Origin of the sequence: Bizionia paragorgiae (assembly GCF_900107625.1) — a bacterium.
Classification (GTDB): domain Bacteria; phylum Bacteroidota; class Bacteroidia; order Flavobacteriales; family Flavobacteriaceae; genus Bizionia; species Bizionia paragorgiae.
In genome coordinates this window covers 59,806-79,369 of sequence record NZ_FNQK01000012.1, presented here as the reverse complement: position 1 = coordinate 79,369, position 19,564 = coordinate 59,806, and the positions used below count along the sequence as shown (strand labels likewise).

Below are 19,564 nucleotides of genomic sequence, written 5' to 3'. Positions count from 1 at the left end.
TTATATTACACTTCACGACATGAGCTATCATAAAATTCTCACCTACAAGCAATTATCGCTCTCATTGTTTTTACTATATTTATAAAGCCATTAATCTTAGACCGTTATGAAAACTTGCTTTAGCATCATCCTTTTTCTTACCACGACCCTCATGTTTTCACAAACAGCAACCCCTAGTACTGACACCACCAGAGGCCAGTCTGAAATCAACTATAGCAAAGTGAATAATACCGTCACAATTAATGCAAAAACACCAGAACTACTTCAAACAGCTGGGGCACCAAAAGCCTTTTACACGTATTTTTGGGAGTTTGGAGACGGCTCTTACAGTAGAGAAGCACAGCCCAAACACACCTATAAAAAAGCTAAAGATTATGATGTTCGGTTATGGACAACCAATATGTATTCTTCAGGAAAACCACCCGTTTCACGTCCTAAAAAAATAAGAATAGACGCTGCTACGGATACAGATAACAGTAGTGCTTCTTTAACTACTGCTTTAGATTTAGTACGAAACCGAGAACCTATGCCCGAGGAAGACATCGTTGTTGTTATGCGCTATAAAAACACCAAAGATTATGAAACTAACGGCACACTTCATCTCTTTTATAACGAAGCACAATTTAAAGCAGATAATTTTGAAATGTCTGATGCCCGGTTTTACCACAATGAAAAGGACATTAGCTCTTCGGAAGTGATCGTGGCCAACGACATTGTAAACACCGATTATTTTTACGCTAGCACCACACGGCAACCTTACCAATTTAAAACAATTGTTCAAGATTCGACTGAAAGACTAAACCTTCCGTTAACCTTAGCGGAATCACAAGCAAAGTACCGCGCTTCACAAACCATTGCTTTTAAAAACATGAAACCTAACGAGGAGCGCAATTTATTTTACACTTTAAAAACAACACCCGAAATGATAAAGGACACGAGTGCCATTGTAACTATTAGAGGCGTTTATGTCCCTGACGACAACTACCAAAACCACAAGGTAAAAGACATGGAAATGGAAATTGTAACCTCGCACGACCCTAATAAAATGTCCTCCAATGCCACTTTTCTAAACTACCGCCTTGTCCGTTATAAAACACCTAAATTCAAGATAAAATTTCAAAATAATGGTGAAGGACCAGCAACAACTATTAGACTAGAAACCGATATCCCGGAGATGTTTGACAAATCGTCCATTCGCGTGGAAGACATGTATCCGAAGTGTAAAATCTGCCCTAAAGAAGTTGTACAATACAGTTGCTTAGACACTACCTTTACCGATACCCAGGCGATTTTCACTTTTAAAAACATCTATTTACCGGGCAGTGAACAAAAACAGGTTAAAGACTACGATTCCACAAAGGGATTTGTAAAATACAGCATTAAGTTTAGCGACGATTTTCACAAGAAAAAAACAAAGTCAAGAACAGCTATTATCTTCGATAAAAACGATCCTATTATTACTAATTATTCTACCACACGCTTCTTGCCTGGTATTTCTATTGGTGCTAAAACAGGCTATAATTCGTATTCTGATTTACAAGACTCTAAAAGCTATTTTATTGGTACCACAGTATCGCCTTACAAATCGTACCGTTGGTATTGGCAAGTCGAGTTATTAAACAGCTTTCATTCTTATAAAGGAAATACAACGGTACGTGAAGAAAACATCGATTCTCCAACAGGGCTTTTCGGATTTCAACGTACCACTACAGAACAATCTTACGACAATATAGATTGGGAAATCCCTGTATTAGTCCGTTATAATATTAATAACTACATAGGATTAGGAGCCGGTTTACAGGGTGCTTTTTCTGTGAGTGAGCAAAAAACTGAACATATTAAAGTAGAGCAATACGAAGGCCAGCAATCAGAAATCAATTTATTAATGAACACATTTGAAACGGAAAACGAAATAACTAATAGCTTTACTCATTTTAGAACAGGTTTACTAATCGAGGCTACCGCCGGATTTGCCCGTATAGGCCCCACAGCAGGTCTGCGATATGTCTTTAATTTTAAAGAGGATTATAATTATTTACAACTCTATGCTTTGTGGAAGTTTTAATTACGGACTCATTTTTGATGCATAAATAAAAAAATAAGAATCGTTCTCAAGATGAAACACGCCATACTCATTCTATGCATTATCTTATGCGGAAAACTATTTTCTCAAAACTTAGAAGAACGTATTTATACCGCCACCGAAAAGTTTAACGCAACACGCACCACAGAGGCCTTAACGACTTTAGACTCTGAAATAAAAGAATTTGAAGAAGCTTTAAAATCCAAGGATGATTATCTCGCCTTTATAAATCTCCTAATCAACAAAGCCTATTACTTAGAAAAAACCCACCACTACCAGTCGGCAATATCCACCTATGAAAAAGCGTGGGAATTATATAAAAAAGAAAAGATAGCCACTGTTTTTAAGTACGATATTATAGAGCACTGTTTAATTAATTTAGGGGTTCTATATCATAAAACAAACAACTACACCAACGCCGAAAACACTATAAAATACTATACGGCATTAGCCCAAAGTCAAAATAACATAAAACAACAGGTTGTTGGCGCCGTTAATTTAGCTAACCTATACCAGAAACTTGGCAAGCACAACTTAGCTATAGAAATTGCCCACAAAGGGATTCAATTATCAATAAAACACCCGGTCGAGCAAAGGCGGTTACAGCAGATTAAAAAAACGAGTCAGCTGACATTAAATGAAAACAGAATAGCGATGTGCGGTACTGGCTTACATACACCACCTATTCCTTTTCGTTTTGAAGACCAACAAATAGCTTACAATGCTGCAATGCAAAACGGGGATTACGACAAGGGATTAAAGTTATTTAGATCCTTAATGCAGTATTGGAACAACACACTTACCTCAGCACGAGAACTAGCAAAACTAAAACACGAAGAAGCCAAAATATACCTCTTACTAGGTAGGAACGACGAGGCAAAAAAAGCCTTGCATCAGGGACTGAGCGCCTTACTTCCAGATTACAATAAAAACAGTCTCCCTGAAACCCATACTCTTTTTCCTGAAAACACCTTTATTGATTTATTTGATGCCTTAGCCGCCTTACAAAAAAACCCTGAAAACGCCTTAGAATATTACGATCTTGGTTTTTATGTTTCTAATTTACTCAGTTCTCAAATCACCTCTCAAGAAGCAAAACTTGTCGAATTAGCTTCAAATAGACGTCGCAGTGAAAATAGTATTGCCCTACTCTATCAGTTGCAAATTCACAGTGACAATCCCATTTATACACAACGTGCTTTACAATATGCCGAAAACAGCAAAGCCTTTCTCTTAAAAGAAAACCTATCCAAAAAGAATTTATTAGCACGACACCCTAAAGACTCCTTACTAATTAAAGAACAGCAACTTTTAAAAACTCAAGAACAACTAACAAGCAAACTCATAAAAACGCCGTATTCAAAGCCGGGAACGGATTACGCTACACCATTGAGAGACTCACTAAACAGCGTAAATATTGCTCTACGAAGACTACAAAAGAGCATTCAAACTCGTTATACCACTGAAGGTTTTACGGGTATTGACTATAATAGTTTAAAAGAGAATCTGCAACAAAAAGAGGCGGCTTTAGTGACTTACTTTTATGGTAATAAGCACATATACCAGTTTGTTTTAACAGACAAGTCCCTTGATTTCAAGGCTATCGAATTGGATAAAAAAACAATTTCTGCAATACAGTCATTTATTCATCTGTTTGATAATGCTTCAGTTATAAACAATGACGTTTCCGGCTATACCCATCAAGCTTTTGCTATGTATAACACATTACAATTAGAAGCTATTCAACTTAAAAAAAACATAGTTATCATTCCAGACGGTTTGCTAAATTTTATTCCTTTTGAAGCCTTGCTTAGTTCAGAAACGAAATCATCAAATTTTAACAAGATGCCGTTTTTGGTTAGGGACCATACTATAGTTTACAATTCTAGTGTAGATTTATATTTAAAAAGTAAAAAACAGAACACTGCAAACCGTCTACTTGGTGTATTCCCTGTATTTGAAGGCACAGACCAAGCTTTAGAATTTACAGTATACGAAGCAAAAAGCATCGAGCAAGAAGTCGACGCTAAGTTTTTAATGTATAATTCGGCCACCAAAAGCAGCTTTTTAGAACACGCCTCTCAATACAGTATTTTACACCTTTCTACACACGCAAGTAGTGGTGACTTTATCGTTCCTGCACACATTGAGTTTTCAGACGAAACGCTATACCTAAACGAACTCTACACTTTAAATATCTCGCCAAAACTAGTTGTTTTAAGTGCTTGTGAAACCGGTATTGGAAAACTTCAAAAAGGCGAAGGTCCAATGAGTTTAGCAAGAGGTTTTAGTTATGCGGGAGCCAAGAATATTTTGTTTTCTCTGTGGCAAATTAGCGATGCTTCGACCGCTAGGATTATGGCGCTATTTTATAAGGATTATAGCAATTCAGAATCAGCATCTTATGCTAATTGGCAATCAAAACTAAAGTATTTAGATGATACAGGGATTAGCAATAGTAAAAAATCACCATATTATTGGAGTGCTTTTGTTTACTACGGTAGCCTAGAAACACCACAGAAAAATAATACAAGTTATATCCTTATTAGCATCATTTCAATTCTGATTATAGTACTTTTACTTTCTATATTTAAGCGACAGTATGGAAAACGATCTCAAAGAGTTCCTTCTTAAAAAAGGATACACTAAAATTAAATTAAGATTTACTAAAACGAATCACTTCGAAATAAAAGCAACAATTAATGGTGTTAAAGGCCTTTTTATTTTAGACACGGGGGCCTCGAGTAGCTGCATCGGGTTTGATGATGCTGAACACTTTAAACTCGAAGTAAAAGCATCGGATATAAAAGCTTCTGGAGCAGGAGCCACAAATATGCTTACCCGTATTTCTAAACAAAACACCCTTAAAATAGGTCGGTGGAAAAAAGACAAAGTAACCTTTGTATTATTCGATTTATCACATGTTAATATTGCATTAACCACTCACAATGCACAACCAGTAAATGGTATTATTGGGGCAGATATTTTAAAGAAAGCAAAGGGAATTATCGATTATGATAAAAAATACTTGTACTTAAAATCTAAATAAGCATAATAAATTTCTTACATTTATAACCAACGTTTATACACCAAATTATCATGAGTGCAACTATAGTCATTGCAGACGATCACCCTTTAATGTTACGGGGTTTAAGTGACTTTATTTCCTCTAAAGGCTACACTATTCTAGGTAAAGCTGAAGATGGTAAAACCGCCTACAACCTAATCGTAAAACACAACCCTGATATTGCTATTTTAGACATACGCATGCCTTATCTAACAGGCTTGGAAGTGGCTTACGAATGCAAAAAGAATAATTTAAGTACCAAAGTGATTCTTATTACTTTTGATAATGAAGAGCATTTGTACGACAAAGCGAAAGAGTATAATGTTTACGGTTATATTTTAAAAGAATTTGCTATTGAGGAAATTGAAACCTGTATCGAGCACACAAAACGAGGCGAACCTTATTTTAGTGAAGAAATCGCATCTTACCTCAACTCTAAACTTTCGTACACCGATACAGCCCTTATAGAACTTCTAACAAAATCAGAATTAAAAATTGTAAAGTTATTAGCGCACAGCATGTCTAGTAATCAGATTGCAGAACACCTAAACTGCTCAGTAAGAACGATAGAAAAGCACAGAAGTAATATTGTAAAAAAATTAAAACTGGAGAAATCACACAATGCTTTAATGATCTGGGCCAATTTAAATAAGGACCTTTTAGAAAGTGTAATAGCTCCATAAAACACTGATTACGTAGTTATACGTATTGCACGTACCCCTATTATAATCTATATTTACAGTGCTATTAATTATTTTTTTGGGGAAAAAAATCAATTAATTCTCCGCAATACTTTATTGAATTGCGGAGTTTTTTTATGAATATATTCTCACTAAATAATCCTAAGTAATTCTACGTATTGCGTGTCTACTAAAAAGGAAATATCTTTACATTGCTATTAAACAATATTTCTAAGGAGGAATAACCAACCAAAGAAAAAGCTCTGCATTACACGTAATGCGGAGCTTTTTTATACCCACATAAACCAATATTACGTAGTTACTCTTATTTTATAACACTAATTAATAAATTACATTTATAAAGCTATTGATCATTATTATAAAAGGGAATAAAAAAGGTTCTAGACATACTATCTAGAGCTTTTTTTTTACACAAAACATTCTAAAAATCAAAACATTACGTACTTACTCGTATTGTTACCCACACCAATATATAGTACATTTATATCGCTATTAATCTACAAGCCACTGATTACTTGTGGTGATAAAAAATATTATGGAAAATATCGAAACAAACAAATGGTTTATTTTTGGAATCCTGATCTTGGCATTAGCTGTGATTATTATCAACCTATTTACAATAATTTATTAATTTATTGCAAAAAAAAGTGTAACTGTAATAGTTACACTTTTTTTTATAATATAATATTAATACTCGCTATTTCGCTTAATCTTCCATTAAAGCAAAAAACTTATTAATATTTGGAAGAATTACAACACGAGTTCTTCTGTTCTTAGACCTGTTTTCGTTAGAATCGTTATCGAATAAAGGCTTATAACTACTTCTCCCTGCTGCTATTAATTTTTCTGGAGCTACATTGTATTGGTTTTGTAATTTTCTAACCACTGACGTTGCACGCAAAACACTTAAATCCCAGTTATCAGCAATTTGAGGCGTACTTATAGATCTAGAATCGGTATGACCTTCTACCATTACCTCTAAACTTGGTTCTGAATTTATAACATCGGCTAATTTTTGTAATATATTATTCGCTTTGTTACTTACTCGGTAGCTACCTGTATTAAACAATAACTTATCTGAAATAGAAATCATAACAACAGTTTCATCGATACTGATAGAAATATCGTCATCTTCATCTAAATCACTAGTATCCATATTCTTCTTCAGGTTGTAAGACACTGCTAAATTCATAGAATCCTGTAATGTTTTCGCTTCACTTAAAAGCGCTGGATCAACCTTTTTTAAGGTTTCTCTCATTTTTCTTTTGGTCGCATTAGAAATAACTGCTACATCACCAACCGCATCAAACTTTACATCGTTATCTTCTTTTAACGCTTTGATTTTGTTATTATATTCATTCACGCGCATTTGAATCTTATCAAACTTCGCTTCTAAATCTTCATTTTCTACTTTTACTTTAGTTAATTCACTTTTAATCTCTCCATTTTCTTGTTCTAAGGCAACATATTTCTTTTTTGAAACACATGAGCTTAATACAATAACAGACATTAATAAAATTGATGCTTTCTTCATATCTAAAATTAGGTTTTATATTTAGTGTAGATACGAGCATAAAAAAGTTACAGACGTCCAGAACACCGGTTTTATAATAATTTTAACAAAAAAAGGCTCCGTGAATACGAAGCCTTTTTTCCTTGTCGACTATTATTGGTCTACTCTTCTGTAATTTTAGCAGGCTCAATATTACTATCAAAAGAATTATAATATTCTTCTAATAAATTCATTAAGGCATTTAATAAATCTTTAGTTTCTAATAGCAAACTAAAGTATAATGTCGTGTTTTTCGGACTTGATTCTTCAGAACGTGTACGCTCTACTTGCTTTTGGATTTTCTCTTTTACAAGATCGTAAAGCTCGGCTTTATTGGCTAGAATACTACCGATTTTATAGAATGAGTGCGTATCGAAAGCATCTTTAGTTTCTCTGAATAACACCTCTAACTGACCATCAATCTCTTTTAGCTCTTTTATCTGACTAAATTTGAGCTTTTTATGATTGTTGTTAATATGCTTGTGACTAACCTTAGAGATATATTCTAACGACTGTGTAACGTCTTGTAAATACCCTAAAATATTAATGTAAAAGTTACTCGCTCCCACACTAGAATCATCTAAGTTTTTAATGAAATAGAAGATATTATCTCTTAAATCATCAATTTCATCCGATAGCTTATTTACTTGTTTTTTATTCTTTTTAAGCGATGACAAATCTTGTTTCGCTAGCCCTTCAATAGCATTGGTATATATTTTATTACCACGTTTTAAAACGTTAGCAATATTTTTAGCACTTTCGTGAATAACACCTTGCACCGAGCTACTTTCAGCTTTGGTTAAACTATCTTCTGCTTTAATAGCAGAACTCGATTTTTTATGTGAAATATAATTTCGAGCTAATAGCAACACTGCTAATAATAGTAATATTGGTATCATTACTTCATTCCAGCTAATTAAGGCTGCTAAAATCGCAGCTGCTGTAAATGCACTAAAAGCGGTAAAGAACCAGCCTCCAATAACATTTAAAACTCCTGCAACTCTATACACTGCACTTTCGCTACCCCAAGCTCTATCAGCTAGAGAAGTACCCATAGCCACCATAAAAGTCACGTAGGTTGTCGATAACGGTAACTTATAAGAGGTTGCAATAGAAATTAAAACCCCAGCCACCATTAAATTTACCGACGCTCGAATGGCATCGAAGGCAGGTAATTCGTACTCTTTATTTTTAGCAACTGTAATTACTGGTTTTTCAAATTTCAGATCTATTTTCTCTTGAACACTTTTTGGGATCATCGAGTTAATAACATAACCTATACCTTGAGTCCCTCTAACAACCATTCTAGATAATAAGTTAGGCTGAAACTTCTCGGCACCTTCACCTTGTCTAGATAAGCTAATTTCGGTTTCCGCAACTGTTTTCGCTTTTTTAGAAAACCATAGCGTAAGTACCATTATTGCTCCTGCGATAAACAATAAAATAGGCTCTGCTGGAACTTTTTGAGCTAACACCTCCATAGAGAATGCCGTAGCATCTACCCCCGACACGGACCACGCTTCATAAGAATGCCATGCTGCCATTGGAACTCCAATAAAGTTCACTAAATCGTTTCCGGAAAAGGCTAATGCTAAACCAAAGGTTCCCGCCACAATTACAACTGGTAAAATATTTCTTTTCAGAATCATCATATACAGATATGAAAACAGCGTCCAAAACACAAAACTGATTAACATAATAACTGCTTCATTACCTTCTACATAGCGACTCAAATCATCGTAAAAAGGCGTTCCTTTTAAACCTTTAAGAAATATAAAATAGGTAATTGCTGTTAATCCTAATCCTCCAAAAAAGGCACCAATATTTCTAATCTTACTCTCGTAATGAAAGGTAAAGACTAATCGCGATACATATTGTACCAAAGCACCTACAGTGAATGCGATTACCACCGACATTAAAATCCCAGAAATAATAAGTAAAGCTTGATCGGAGTTAATGTATTTTCCTAAATCAACAAACGATTCGCTATTGTTTGCACTAATTTTTATTAAAGCTACTGCAACCGAAGCTCCTAATAACTCGAATACAATTGAAACTGTTGTTGATGTTGGTAGGCCTAGTGTATTAAAGAAATCGAGAAGTAATATATCGGTAATCATTACCGCCATAAAAATAATCATGATTTCGTTAAACATAAACTCACTAGGATTAAAAATCCCTTTTCTTGCAACTTCCATCATACCGCTTGAGAACACGGCACCAATAAAAATACCTAAACTCGCTACAATCATAATTGTTTTAAGCGGTACAGCTTTTGAACCAATTGCTGAGTTCAAGAAGTTAACAGCATCATTACTTACTCCTACAACCAAATCGGCTGCTGCTAGAATAGTAAGTGCTGCAATCATTAATAAGTAAATAGTATCCATAATCTAGTTTAATATATTGTGCAAATATCTTTAGTGTTTAGATTTGTAATGTTACCTAAACGTTATGTTTTAAAAATGAATTTCAACTTGTAATCTATATAGTATTTCGTTATTACTATTAGCAATTTCTAAATAACTTAAATCACTTTGAACTTTTAGCTTATGTCCGCGTATATATTTCGATACGCCTAGCGTATAGTATTGCTCTTTATTACTACTAGCTACCAATTGATCTAAATTTAAAGTGGTATAACGCCCAGAAATCTCCCAATTGCTTGGAAACACATAACCCGATTGAAAGTTAAGTGCGTCTCCAACTTGAACAGCATCTCCTGTAAGGGAACCATCTTCATTTTTAGCAAAGGGATCATCTGCTTTTCTATTCGCATACTCGGCCATAAAAGAAAATCCTTGATATTTAAACATAGCATCTAAAAACAAGGTAGAAATATCTGTCTCATACAAACCGATATCACTATCCATATACCCCCCTTGATTGCTTCGCGTTTTAACCGCATCACCATTGTAGTCATAAGCAAGAGCTAAGGCTAACTTAGGTGTTTCTTCTCGTTTTAAATCGGCTCCAACAAGTTCTCCTCCACTTTTAAAATCTCCAAATGGTAATACTTCTACACGTCCAGTAAACTTTAATCCGCCCTCATTTCCAGTCGTAACATTACGGCCTTCACCTTGTGCTATAGAAACCGTTTCTTTAATTTTGAATTGCTCTGAGAGCATAAAATGATGTGATAATTGCATAGAAAACTCACGACCCAAGCTAAAAATACTAGTTAATCTCGATCGGTCTACAAACTGAAGATTTCCAGAAGAGATTAAAGTTTCTCGGTTTCCTGGTAGATTTCCCTGACCAAATTGCACTGCGAAGTTTTTATAAAAATTCCATTTTAGATACGCATCTAAAATATAACGTGGAGAATTACTAGTATATGGCGATGCACCTGCCATATCACGATTGGATAAGCCCAACTGAATTTTATATTGCAGTTTTGGGGTTAAGGCATAACCATTAAATTTTAAACGCGCTCTACGCACTAAAAAATTAAGCGAATTCTCCCCGCCATCTTCCCAACTGGAAGTGGTTAACAATTGTGCTCGAGCACCAATTTTCATGGTCCAAGAGCTATCCTGTCCGACCAAATTAAGTAAGCCATCACCAAATTTTGGTGCTTTCGTTTCTTGCGCATGAACACCTAATACGGTGAAAATGAAGAATGCAAATAAGGCATATCTAGATTTCATAAAGTGGTTATTAGTTTTTGTCACTGCAAATAACCGACTCTAATGTTAACTTAATGTTTCCAAATAATTAATTTTTAACAGAAAAAAGAAAAGGCTGCCCTTTAACAAAGCAGCCCTAATAGATTCATTACTATTACAGTCGACAAAAACTAAATAACAATCGTAAATCTAAATCTAATGTGCTTTAAAATCCTTTACAAATATGCATCTCTTAATTAAAGTTATAGTAACCACAATGTTATCTAATTATTAAAAAAAATAGACGCTTTAGAAATATTCAACACTCTAAACATCAGTATTTTACAATTCTAATGTTAATTTAATGTTACCAAAACGTTTCATTAATGTAAATATTTTTTTATATTTGAATATACACTGATCCACTTAATACCATATATTATGAAAAACATATTAGCCATAGTACTTATGTTAACAGTAACATTTGCCTACTCACAAGAAGCTTCAACACCTCCTAAATATGAAAAACAAGGCGATTTTATAATAGCCACCTATTTTCATGATAACGGAGCCATTGCCCAAAAAGGCCAGTTTAATGAAAACAACAAACTTGAAGGCACTTGGGTCAGCTATGACAAAACCGGCAATAAACAAGCCCTAAGCCAGTACCGTAATGGTATTAAAGTAGGCACCTGGTTATTTTGGCAAGACAATAACCTACGGGAAGTAGACTATAACAACAATGTTATTGAAAATGTGGGAGAGTGGACAAACAAAACACAGGTCGCCATATCAAACTAATCGATATTAAGTTTACGACTTATTGTCATTATCCACATTGTAAATTATAAATGAAAAAAGCATCCCATTCGGGATGCTTTTTTATTGAATACATTAGAGTACTTCGCACACTCTATGAGTTTTAAAATTCTAAAACAGCTTTCACCAATTAATTAGACGTTTTAAAGTCTTTTAACATCAAGACCCTTATAAATAAGCGCAAGCTTGTTTTTCTTGACTGTTGGAAATAAAAGCACGTTTTGTAATTTAATGCCTACAAGTTAAAAAAATTATTCTACAGTCCAACCTGCTCCCCAAGTTTCGTAATCTGTACCTGTAGCATTCCCTTCACCCGTAAAGAACTCCGCATCTGAAAAGACTTCTCCGGTATCATTTTTTACTTTATCTAGGACATCAACAAACGTCACATTAGTAACCTGTAAATCACCACTTAACACTCCTGTTCCTGTAGGATTATCGCTTGAAGCACCGGCATCACCATCCAAATCAAAACCTTCTGCATAACCTTCAATTAATATATTATTAAAAATCCCTTGTGTTCCTGCTCTTAAACGAACTGCTTCGGCACTTACCCCAGAACCTAATCCTAAAATAGTCACATCATTTACAGTAGGTTTAGACCAGAACAACGGACTTGAGTTATTCCCAACATCGGTATTGTATCCATCACATTCAAAAGCTTTATCATGATCTACACCGTGTTTTACATACGCATTTGTAATCGTTCCAGAATAACCTTCTGTCCAATCGATAGAATCATCTTGAGCATTTACTACAGAGATATAATCTGCATTTACTGTCCCACCAAAAAATTCTACACCATCATCTTTTCCTTCAAAGGCTTGAATATGAGAAACCACTGTTCCATTACCCACACCATAAAAAGAGAACCCGTTGTTTTCCGATTGTCCGTCGGCAGCCCCTCCAGAATACTCAACACGAACATAACGTAAAGAACCTGAATTATCACCTGCGTTTGTTCCCCCATAAGGTAAACTTGCAATTTCTGAAGTTGATGTTGCATTTCCAGAAACAGAGTTTATTGGCGCCTCACCTAATAAGATAAGACCTCCCCAATCCCCTGCTTGCGGATTCGCTGCATTAGACGTAAATACAATTGGGCAATCTGCTGTTCCATTAGCAATAATTTGTGCACCCTGAGAAATAGCGATATACACGTTAGACCCTGCCGCTAACGCTTCGATTGTCATACATGCTGGTATAGTTAACGTTGTACCATTAGCCATAATTAAAGAGCCATTAAGCACGTAAGTTTTGTTGGCATCTAGTGTTAAGTCTGATGTATACGTTCCCGATAAGTACACCGTATCCGGGTCTTGAGTTCCGCCGCCACCGCCGCCGTTGTTTACTGTACTATTGTCATTAATAACAATGTCTGAAGTGTCGTCTGTCGAACAAGACGTTGCTAGTACACCTAAAAGTGCTAATCCTAATAAAAATTTGTTTTTCATGTTTTTAAATTTAGTTTGCGTTGTTGTTTCTGATTGTTTATTGTTAAAATTTATATTTAAGTTCTAATCCTATTTGCATTCCTTTTTTGTAATCGGACACATCTTTTCCGTTTGGCGAGGTCACCAAAATATTTCCTTGTTTGGTCTCTCTTATATACTGAACAGTTGGATTTAAAATATTCTTTACTGCTAGATTGATATCTAGGTGTGAAGTGACTTTATTTTTAAGAATAAAATCGAATGTCGGCAATCCCTTTTCTATCACGTTTCCTAATTGGCCAGAACCTAAAGCATCAATACGATCTGAGAAGTAAGAGAACACAAGGTTTGCCGTTGGCTTATACTCACCAAAAGTTGGAGAATAATTAAGATCGGCATTTATAATTATTGGCGAGGCACCTTGTAATTCCTCCTTATCATTTCTAAAACTCACACTATAGGTTCCAGAAATGCTATTATATAAATCTTGCTCGGTATGCATATAAGTAAAATTCAGCCCACCAGATAAAAGTGTTTCATCATTATCATCTACCAGAATATTCTTTCTTATTTCGGCCTCGAACCCCATAATTCGTGCTTGATCACCGGTTCTAAAATAGCGTTGAGTTCCTGTAGCATCAAAGGCCACCACTTGGTTAATAGGATTATTAATTTCCTTATAGAAAGCACCAACCGAGAACAATTCACTTTTAGACATAAACCATTCGTATTTAAGATCTAAGTTTAAAATCTTTGAGTAAGACACATCCTTAACATTAACATAAGATGCACCGGCTTTGGTTCCTAATAAATCAGGGTTACCACCAATACGCTGTGATACTGATTCGTACACAAAAGGAGCCACCTCTTTAAATTCTGGAAGGGAGATGGTCTGACTGGCAGAAAAACGTAAATTTTGATCTTCGTTTAAACCGTACTTTAAACTGATACTTGGCAAGGCAATAGTTTCTTCTGAAGCAATACCATCATTTCCTTTAGAGCCCAAGTTTATAACATCGTAAGCTACTTTTTGATTGATTTTCTCTACACGAACACCTGGAACTACCAACAGTTTTTCAGTGGCATTAATTTCTGCATTCACGTAACCTGCATACACCTCTAAATTTCCTTTATAAGTATTTTCTGGCAACCCTGGGTGGTTTACATTACTTAATCCCGGAAACGTATTTATCACATTAAGTTGGTACAAGCCTCCCGATTGCTGATTCACCATCAAGTTGTTTAAAGAAAGGTCTTGCGAGATATTACCTACTGAACTAACTGGGACACTAGAATTTGTGAAATCGTAACCGTATCGAATATTTTCAAACGAACGTTCTTTTGTTCTACCGTTATAACCCACATTTAATTTTATAGCATCATTAATGGTATAGGCTAAATTAACGCGACCATTAAGCTCATCGTCATCAATAGTCTGAAAATAACGCTGGTTATCAAAAGCGACATTATTATAATAGGTTGCTGTTGTTGTTGGATCGTTATCTAAAGCGAAATCATAATTTTCTATACTGATTCGTTTTCGGTCTGGCTCATGAGCAAACACCTTATTATAACCTACTCCCCAAGTTAAATCGAAATCTTCAAAGCTATGCTTACCTACTAATTGATTCACATAAATCAAGTTTTGGTTAAACTGCACATTCATTTGATAAAACCCTTTATCGGTGTTTAAATTAGCATCCCTATTTCTTCCTTTACCATCGATTCCAAAATACCCCACATTATCCGAAGAGCTGTTTATAAAAAGAGAGGTATAACTTAAGCTATTGCGATTATCTATTTTATAATTTAAATTCGCCATCGCTGTTGTTGTGGTACCATATTCAAATTCTTCGGCTTTGTCAAAAGCTTTCTTCTCTACATTTGTATAATCAATATTAGACCCTTCTCTATACGCGTAATCATTATTAAATGACACGGTTCCGTAAAGGCTTAATTTTGAATTATTATTAAAGCTGATAGATTTTCCAAAAGAGGCTCCTATAGATGTGTTAATTGGAGAAGTAGCGGTAACAGGATCAACTTGATGAGATAGTACCACTGCAAACGGGTTGTGATCATAGCGATTATAAAATCCGAAATACCCAGTTCCCTCGCTCTTTTTAAAGGTTTTCCCTACCGCATTAGTATTCACACTAGAACCTACTTGAAGATCAAAAAAACCATTCCCTTTATAGTCTTTTGAAGAGATATCGACATTTCCAGCAGCAAAATCCGAATAAAACTTTGAGGAATATGCTTTACTTATAGAAACGTTTTCGATAATATCTGAAGAAAATAAATTCAGATCAATATTCTTTTTACTCACATCATTCGATGGTAAAGACAAGCCGTTAAGGGTTGTGTTTAAATACCTATCACCTAAACCACGTACATAAACGTTACTTGACCCTTCTTGTTTTGAGACTCCAGAAATTTTAGAGACGGCGCCAGCAGCATCACTTACTCCTTTTCTTGATAATTCTTCAGCCCCAATACTCTGCTTAATTTCAACCGCTTTTTTCTGATCTAATAACAAGGCAACCTCACTTTCTCGTTTATTTGATGTCTGTATAACAACCTCATCTAAAGCCGCAGCATTTGGCCCCATAGACACGTTAATCTCAACCACTTTACCTGCAACAATCTCTACAGGCACCAACTCTGTTTTATACCCGACAAAACTAAATGACACTTTATAAGACCCAGGCTCGATAGCCTCTAATTTAAATAGCCCATCAAAATCTGACGAGGTTCCTTTAGTCGTATTTTCCAACATAATATTTACCATTGGTAGTGGCTCGTCATTATAATCTTTGTCGGTAACCTTACCTGAAATAGACCCGGTTGTTTGCGAAAACGCTAGGCTAGAAATAAATAATGTAATTAGTAGTAATCCGTGTTTCATGTTTTTATGATTGTTTAACGCTGCAAAGAAACCAGCATACTGTAAACTTTGTGTTAACTCAAAATTAATTACAGTTAATGAAAAGGTTTTCTAAAGGTTATGCACTTTAAGTTCTATTTGTATTGTGGAAACACAGAGTTAACACAGAATTAATTATCTTGCGGCAACAAAAATTACACTTATGACTTGGGAAGAATTACTCTCTTTAAAACGTTTTGGGGACACCAATAAAAGACTAAGAAAAGAACAAGATGAGACCCGTTTGGGATTTGAAGTCGATTACGACCGCATTATTTTTTCTTCGGAGTTTAGAAGTCTTCAAGATAAAACTCAAGTCATTCCACTGTCTCAAACTGATTTTGCACATACACGATTAACCCACAGTTTAGAAGTCAGTGTAGTAGGTCGTTCTTTAGGTCGAAGTGTTGGTAAAAAGATATTAGAAAAACACCCGCATTTGTATAGTGTTCTAGGTTATCAAGCCAATGATTTTGGTGCTATCGTAGCGGCAGCCGCACTCGCTCACGATATTGGAAATCCGCCATTTGGACATTCTGGAGAAAAGGCCATTGGAGAGTACTTTATATCTGGAAACGGAAAACATTTTAAAAGTGAACTAACGGCAAAAGAATATGAGGATTTATGTCGTTTTGAAGGAAACGCCAATGGATTTAAGATTCTCACTCAGAGTCGTGAAGGCCGCGAGGGTGGATTACGTCTTAGCTACGCTACTTTAGGAGCCTTCACAAAATACCCTAAAGAATCATTGCCGCAAAAGCCCACTTCGCATATAGCCGACAAAAAGTATGGTGTATTCCAAAGCGAACTGAGCGAATTTAAAGCGATTGCAAAAGAACTCGGACTAAATAAAAGAAGCGACGACGCAATTAGTTACGCTCGTCATCCTCTTGCTTATTTAGTTGAAGCAGCCGATGATATTTGTTATACCATTATAGATTTTGAAGACGGTATTAACCTAGGGTTAATTCAGGAGGAATTCGCCTTGGAATACTTAATCAAGCTTGTAAAAGACTCTATAAACTCAGAAAAATATTATCAACTTACAAACACCCACGATCGTATAAGTTACCTAAGAGCACTTGCCATTGGACGCTTAATTAACGAAGCGGTAGATATTTTCATGACTCATGAAGATGCGATTTTAAAGGGTGAATTTGGGTCTAGTTTATTAGACAAAAGTAAATATGATGCACAGATTAACGACATTATTAAAATAAGCATCGACAACATCTACCAATCTACCGAGGTAGTAGATAAGGAAATTGCAGGATACGAAATTATAAAAACCCTATTGGACACCTATATAGCAGCAGTTAACAACTGCTATAATAATACGGCATCTAACTACGATAAATTGATTCTAAAAGGATTCCCTAAAACCATAAAAATGGACCAAGACAGCTTGTACGACCGACTGATTAGCGTGTCGCACTACGTCTCTTTATTATCGGATAGTCAGGCGATTTTAAGCTATAAAAAAATTAAAGGATTTAGTCTTTAAGCTTTTATTTTAAAGGTTTTAGTGTGCTCAAGAATTGTGTAAGACTACGACTGTCTAATTCTAAATCTTCAAGCAATTCGAAAACGGTTCCGTGTTCTATAAACTGATCCGGAATTCCTTTAAGATAGACCTCGTTTTTATAATGGTGTTTGGCAGCAAATTCTAGGATCGCACTTCCAAATCCACCCATTACAGCATTATCTTCTACTGTTACTATAGCGGTATGTGTTTCGAATATAGTATGTAAAAGGTGTTCATCTAGAGGTTTTACAAAACGCATATCGTAATGCGACAGATCGTGAAACCCTTCGGTATGTGCAATAATATCCTCAATTACTGTTGCCATAGTTCCGATAGTTAGAACAGCGATAGCACTACCTTTATTAAGACAGGTGGCCTCTCCGATGGTTATGGCTTTAAAAGGCTGTTTCCAATCGAGAAGCGTACCACGACCACGAGGATAACGAATCGCTATTGGATGTTTTAATCCCAGTTGGGCGGTATACATTATATTTCGCAGCTCAATTTCATTTCGAGGTGCAAAAATAATTAGATTCGGAATACAACGTAAGTAACTCAAATCGAAAACCCCATGATGGGTCGCCCCATCTTCTCCTACTAATCCAGCACGATCCAAACAAAAAATAACCGGAAGATTTTGGATTGCCACATCGTGGATAACCTGATCGTAAGCACGCTGTAAAAAGGTAGAGTAAATATTACAAAAGGGCAGCATCCCTTGGGTAGCCATTCCTGCTGCCAAGGTAACCGCATGCTGCTCGGCAATACCCACATCGAAGGCCCGATCGGGAATCTCCTCCATCATAAATTTAAGAGAACTCCCCGTTGGCATCGCTGGAGTGATCCCTATAATATTTTTATTTAACCGCGCTAACTCTACAATAGTATAACCAAAAACATCTTGGAATTTTGGTGGTTGTACGGTGTCTACTTTTTTATATAAATCCCCGGTTTCTGCATTAAACTTTCCTGGGGCGTGGTAGGTCACTTGATTCTCCTCGGCTTGACGCAAGCCTTTACCTTTAGTAGTAATTACATGTAAAAACTTAGGCCCTTTTACCGATTTTAATCGTTCTAATTCAGCTATTAATTCTTGAAGGTTATGACCATCTATGGGACCTGAGTAATTAAAATTTAAAGCTTCGAAAATATTATCTTGTCTTTCGGTTCCCTTTTTAACATTAGTGAGATACTGTTTTAAGGCACCAACACTAGGATCTATTCCTATAGCATTGTCATTTAAAATAACCAACAAATTACAGTCGGTTACTCCTGCATGGTTTAAACCTTCAAAAGCCATCCCACTAGCAATGGATGCGTCTCCAATAACGGCTATATGATGTTTACTCAGTTCTCCTTTTAATTGCGAAGCGATGGCCATCCCTAGTGCTGCCGAAATGGAGGTCGACGAATGTCCCACTCCAAAACTATCATACTTACTTTCGCTACGTCGAGGAAAACCACTAATACCATTAAACTGTCTATTAGTATCGAAAACAGACTGGCGGCCGGTTAAAATTTTATGACCATAGGCTTGATGGCCTACATCCCATATTAATTCGTCGAAAGGGGTATTAAAAACATAATGTAATGCAATGGTAAGTTCTACCACTCCTAAACTGGCACCGAGATGCCCTTCTTTTGCGGCTACCGCCCGTATAATAAAACGCCTTAAATCGGAGATCAAACACTCTAATTCTAAATCACTTAAGGATTTAATATCAGCTACCGATTTAATAGTATCTAGGGTGGATTTTGTCATTGTAGTTCAATAATTAGGTAAAACTATTAAAAATGGGTGTTAAATTTTGCGCAATTCATATAATATTTATCATAAAACTATATTAATT

The 19,564-nt window shown here is 35.5% G+C and carries 12 protein-coding genes; 6 read left to right on the top strand and 6 right to left on the bottom strand.

What is annotated here, in order from left to right; translation table 11 throughout:
- Positions 1–106: 106 nt before the first annotated feature.
- From BLV64_RS09925 to BLV64_RS09910, 4 genes are read left to right on the top strand one after another with little or no spacing between them, the layout of a single operon-like run.
- Positions 107–2,065, top strand: a complete 1,959-nt coding sequence (locus BLV64_RS09925) for a PKD domain-containing protein (RefSeq protein WP_092134739.1) — start codon at positions 107–109, stop codon at positions 2,063–2,065.
- Positions 2,066–2,116: 51 nt separating this feature from the next.
- Positions 2,117–4,717, top strand: coding sequence for a CHAT domain-containing protein (locus BLV64_RS09920; RefSeq protein WP_092134736.1), 2,601 nt, complete (start codon positions 2,117–2,119; stop codon positions 4,715–4,717).
- Entirely contained in the window at positions 4,686–5,132 is a 447-nt protein-coding gene (locus BLV64_RS09915; RefSeq protein ID WP_092134733.1) for a retropepsin-like aspartic protease, read from the top strand. The genes BLV64_RS09920 and BLV64_RS09915 overlap by 32 nt, the downstream gene beginning before the upstream one ends.
- A 50-nt stretch (positions 5,133–5,182) precedes the next feature.
- Positions 5,183–5,833: a response regulator gene (locus BLV64_RS09910; protein ID WP_092134730.1), complete on the top strand. Its 651-nt coding sequence runs from the start codon at positions 5,183–5,185 to the stop codon at positions 5,831–5,833.
- 724 nt (positions 5,834–6,557) lie between these two features.
- On the opposite strand, the gene BLV64_RS09905 is transcribed toward BLV64_RS09910, so the two are convergent.
- The 3 genes from BLV64_RS09905 to BLV64_RS09895 all read right to left on the bottom strand — a co-directional run bounded on the left by BLV64_RS09905 (position 6,558) and on the right by BLV64_RS09895 (position 11,053).
- Positions 6,558–7,385 carry an OmpA/MotB family protein gene (locus tag BLV64_RS09905; RefSeq protein WP_092134728.1) on the bottom strand — a complete coding sequence of 276 codons (828 nt, stop codon included), beginning with the start codon at positions 7,383–7,385 and terminating at the stop codon, positions 6,558–6,560.
- 140 nt (positions 7,386–7,525) lie between these two features.
- Positions 7,526–9,793 carry an inorganic phosphate transporter gene (locus BLV64_RS09900; RefSeq protein ID WP_092134725.1) on the bottom strand — a complete coding sequence of 756 codons (2,268 nt, stop codon included), beginning with the start codon at positions 9,791–9,793 and terminating at the stop codon, positions 7,526–7,528.
- A gap of 69 nt (positions 9,794–9,862) precedes the next feature.
- Positions 9,863–11,053, bottom strand: a complete 1,191-nt coding sequence (locus BLV64_RS09895) for a porin (protein WP_092134722.1) — start codon at positions 11,051–11,053, stop codon at positions 9,863–9,865.
- A gap of 399 nt (positions 11,054–11,452) precedes the next feature.
- Between BLV64_RS09895 and BLV64_RS09890 the strand changes: the two genes are divergently transcribed.
- On the top strand, positions 11,453–11,812 hold the full coding sequence (locus tag BLV64_RS09890; protein WP_092134720.1) for a toxin-antitoxin system YwqK family antitoxin: 360 nt from the start codon (positions 11,453–11,455) through the stop codon (positions 11,810–11,812).
- 269 nt (positions 11,813–12,081) lie between these two features.
- Here BLV64_RS09890 and BLV64_RS09885 read toward each other — a convergent pair whose 3' ends face one another.
- Entirely contained in the window at positions 12,082–13,284 is a 1,203-nt protein-coding gene (locus BLV64_RS09885; RefSeq protein WP_092134717.1) for a multidrug transporter, read from the bottom strand.
- A 43-nt stretch (positions 13,285–13,327) separates the two neighbouring features.
- Positions 13,328–16,171 (bottom strand): TonB-dependent receptor, encoded by a 2,844-nt coding sequence (locus BLV64_RS09880; protein WP_092134715.1) that lies wholly within the window; start codon positions 16,169–16,171, stop codon positions 13,328–13,330.
- A gap of 181 nt (positions 16,172–16,352) precedes the next feature.
- Here BLV64_RS09880 and BLV64_RS09875 point away from each other — a divergent pair, with 181 nt between their 5' ends.
- On the top strand, positions 16,353–17,693 hold the full coding sequence (locus BLV64_RS09875) for a deoxyguanosinetriphosphate triphosphohydrolase (RefSeq protein ID WP_092134712.1): 1,341 nt from the start codon (positions 16,353–16,355) through the stop codon (positions 17,691–17,693).
- Between the two features lie 4 nt (positions 17,694–17,697).
- Here BLV64_RS09875 and dxs read toward each other — a convergent pair whose 3' ends face one another.
- Positions 17,698–19,476 (bottom strand): 1-deoxy-D-xylulose-5-phosphate synthase, encoded by a 1,779-nt coding sequence (dxs, locus tag BLV64_RS09870; RefSeq protein ID WP_092134709.1) that lies wholly within the window; start codon positions 19,474–19,476, stop codon positions 17,698–17,700.
- Positions 19,477–19,564 lie beyond the last annotated feature (88 nt).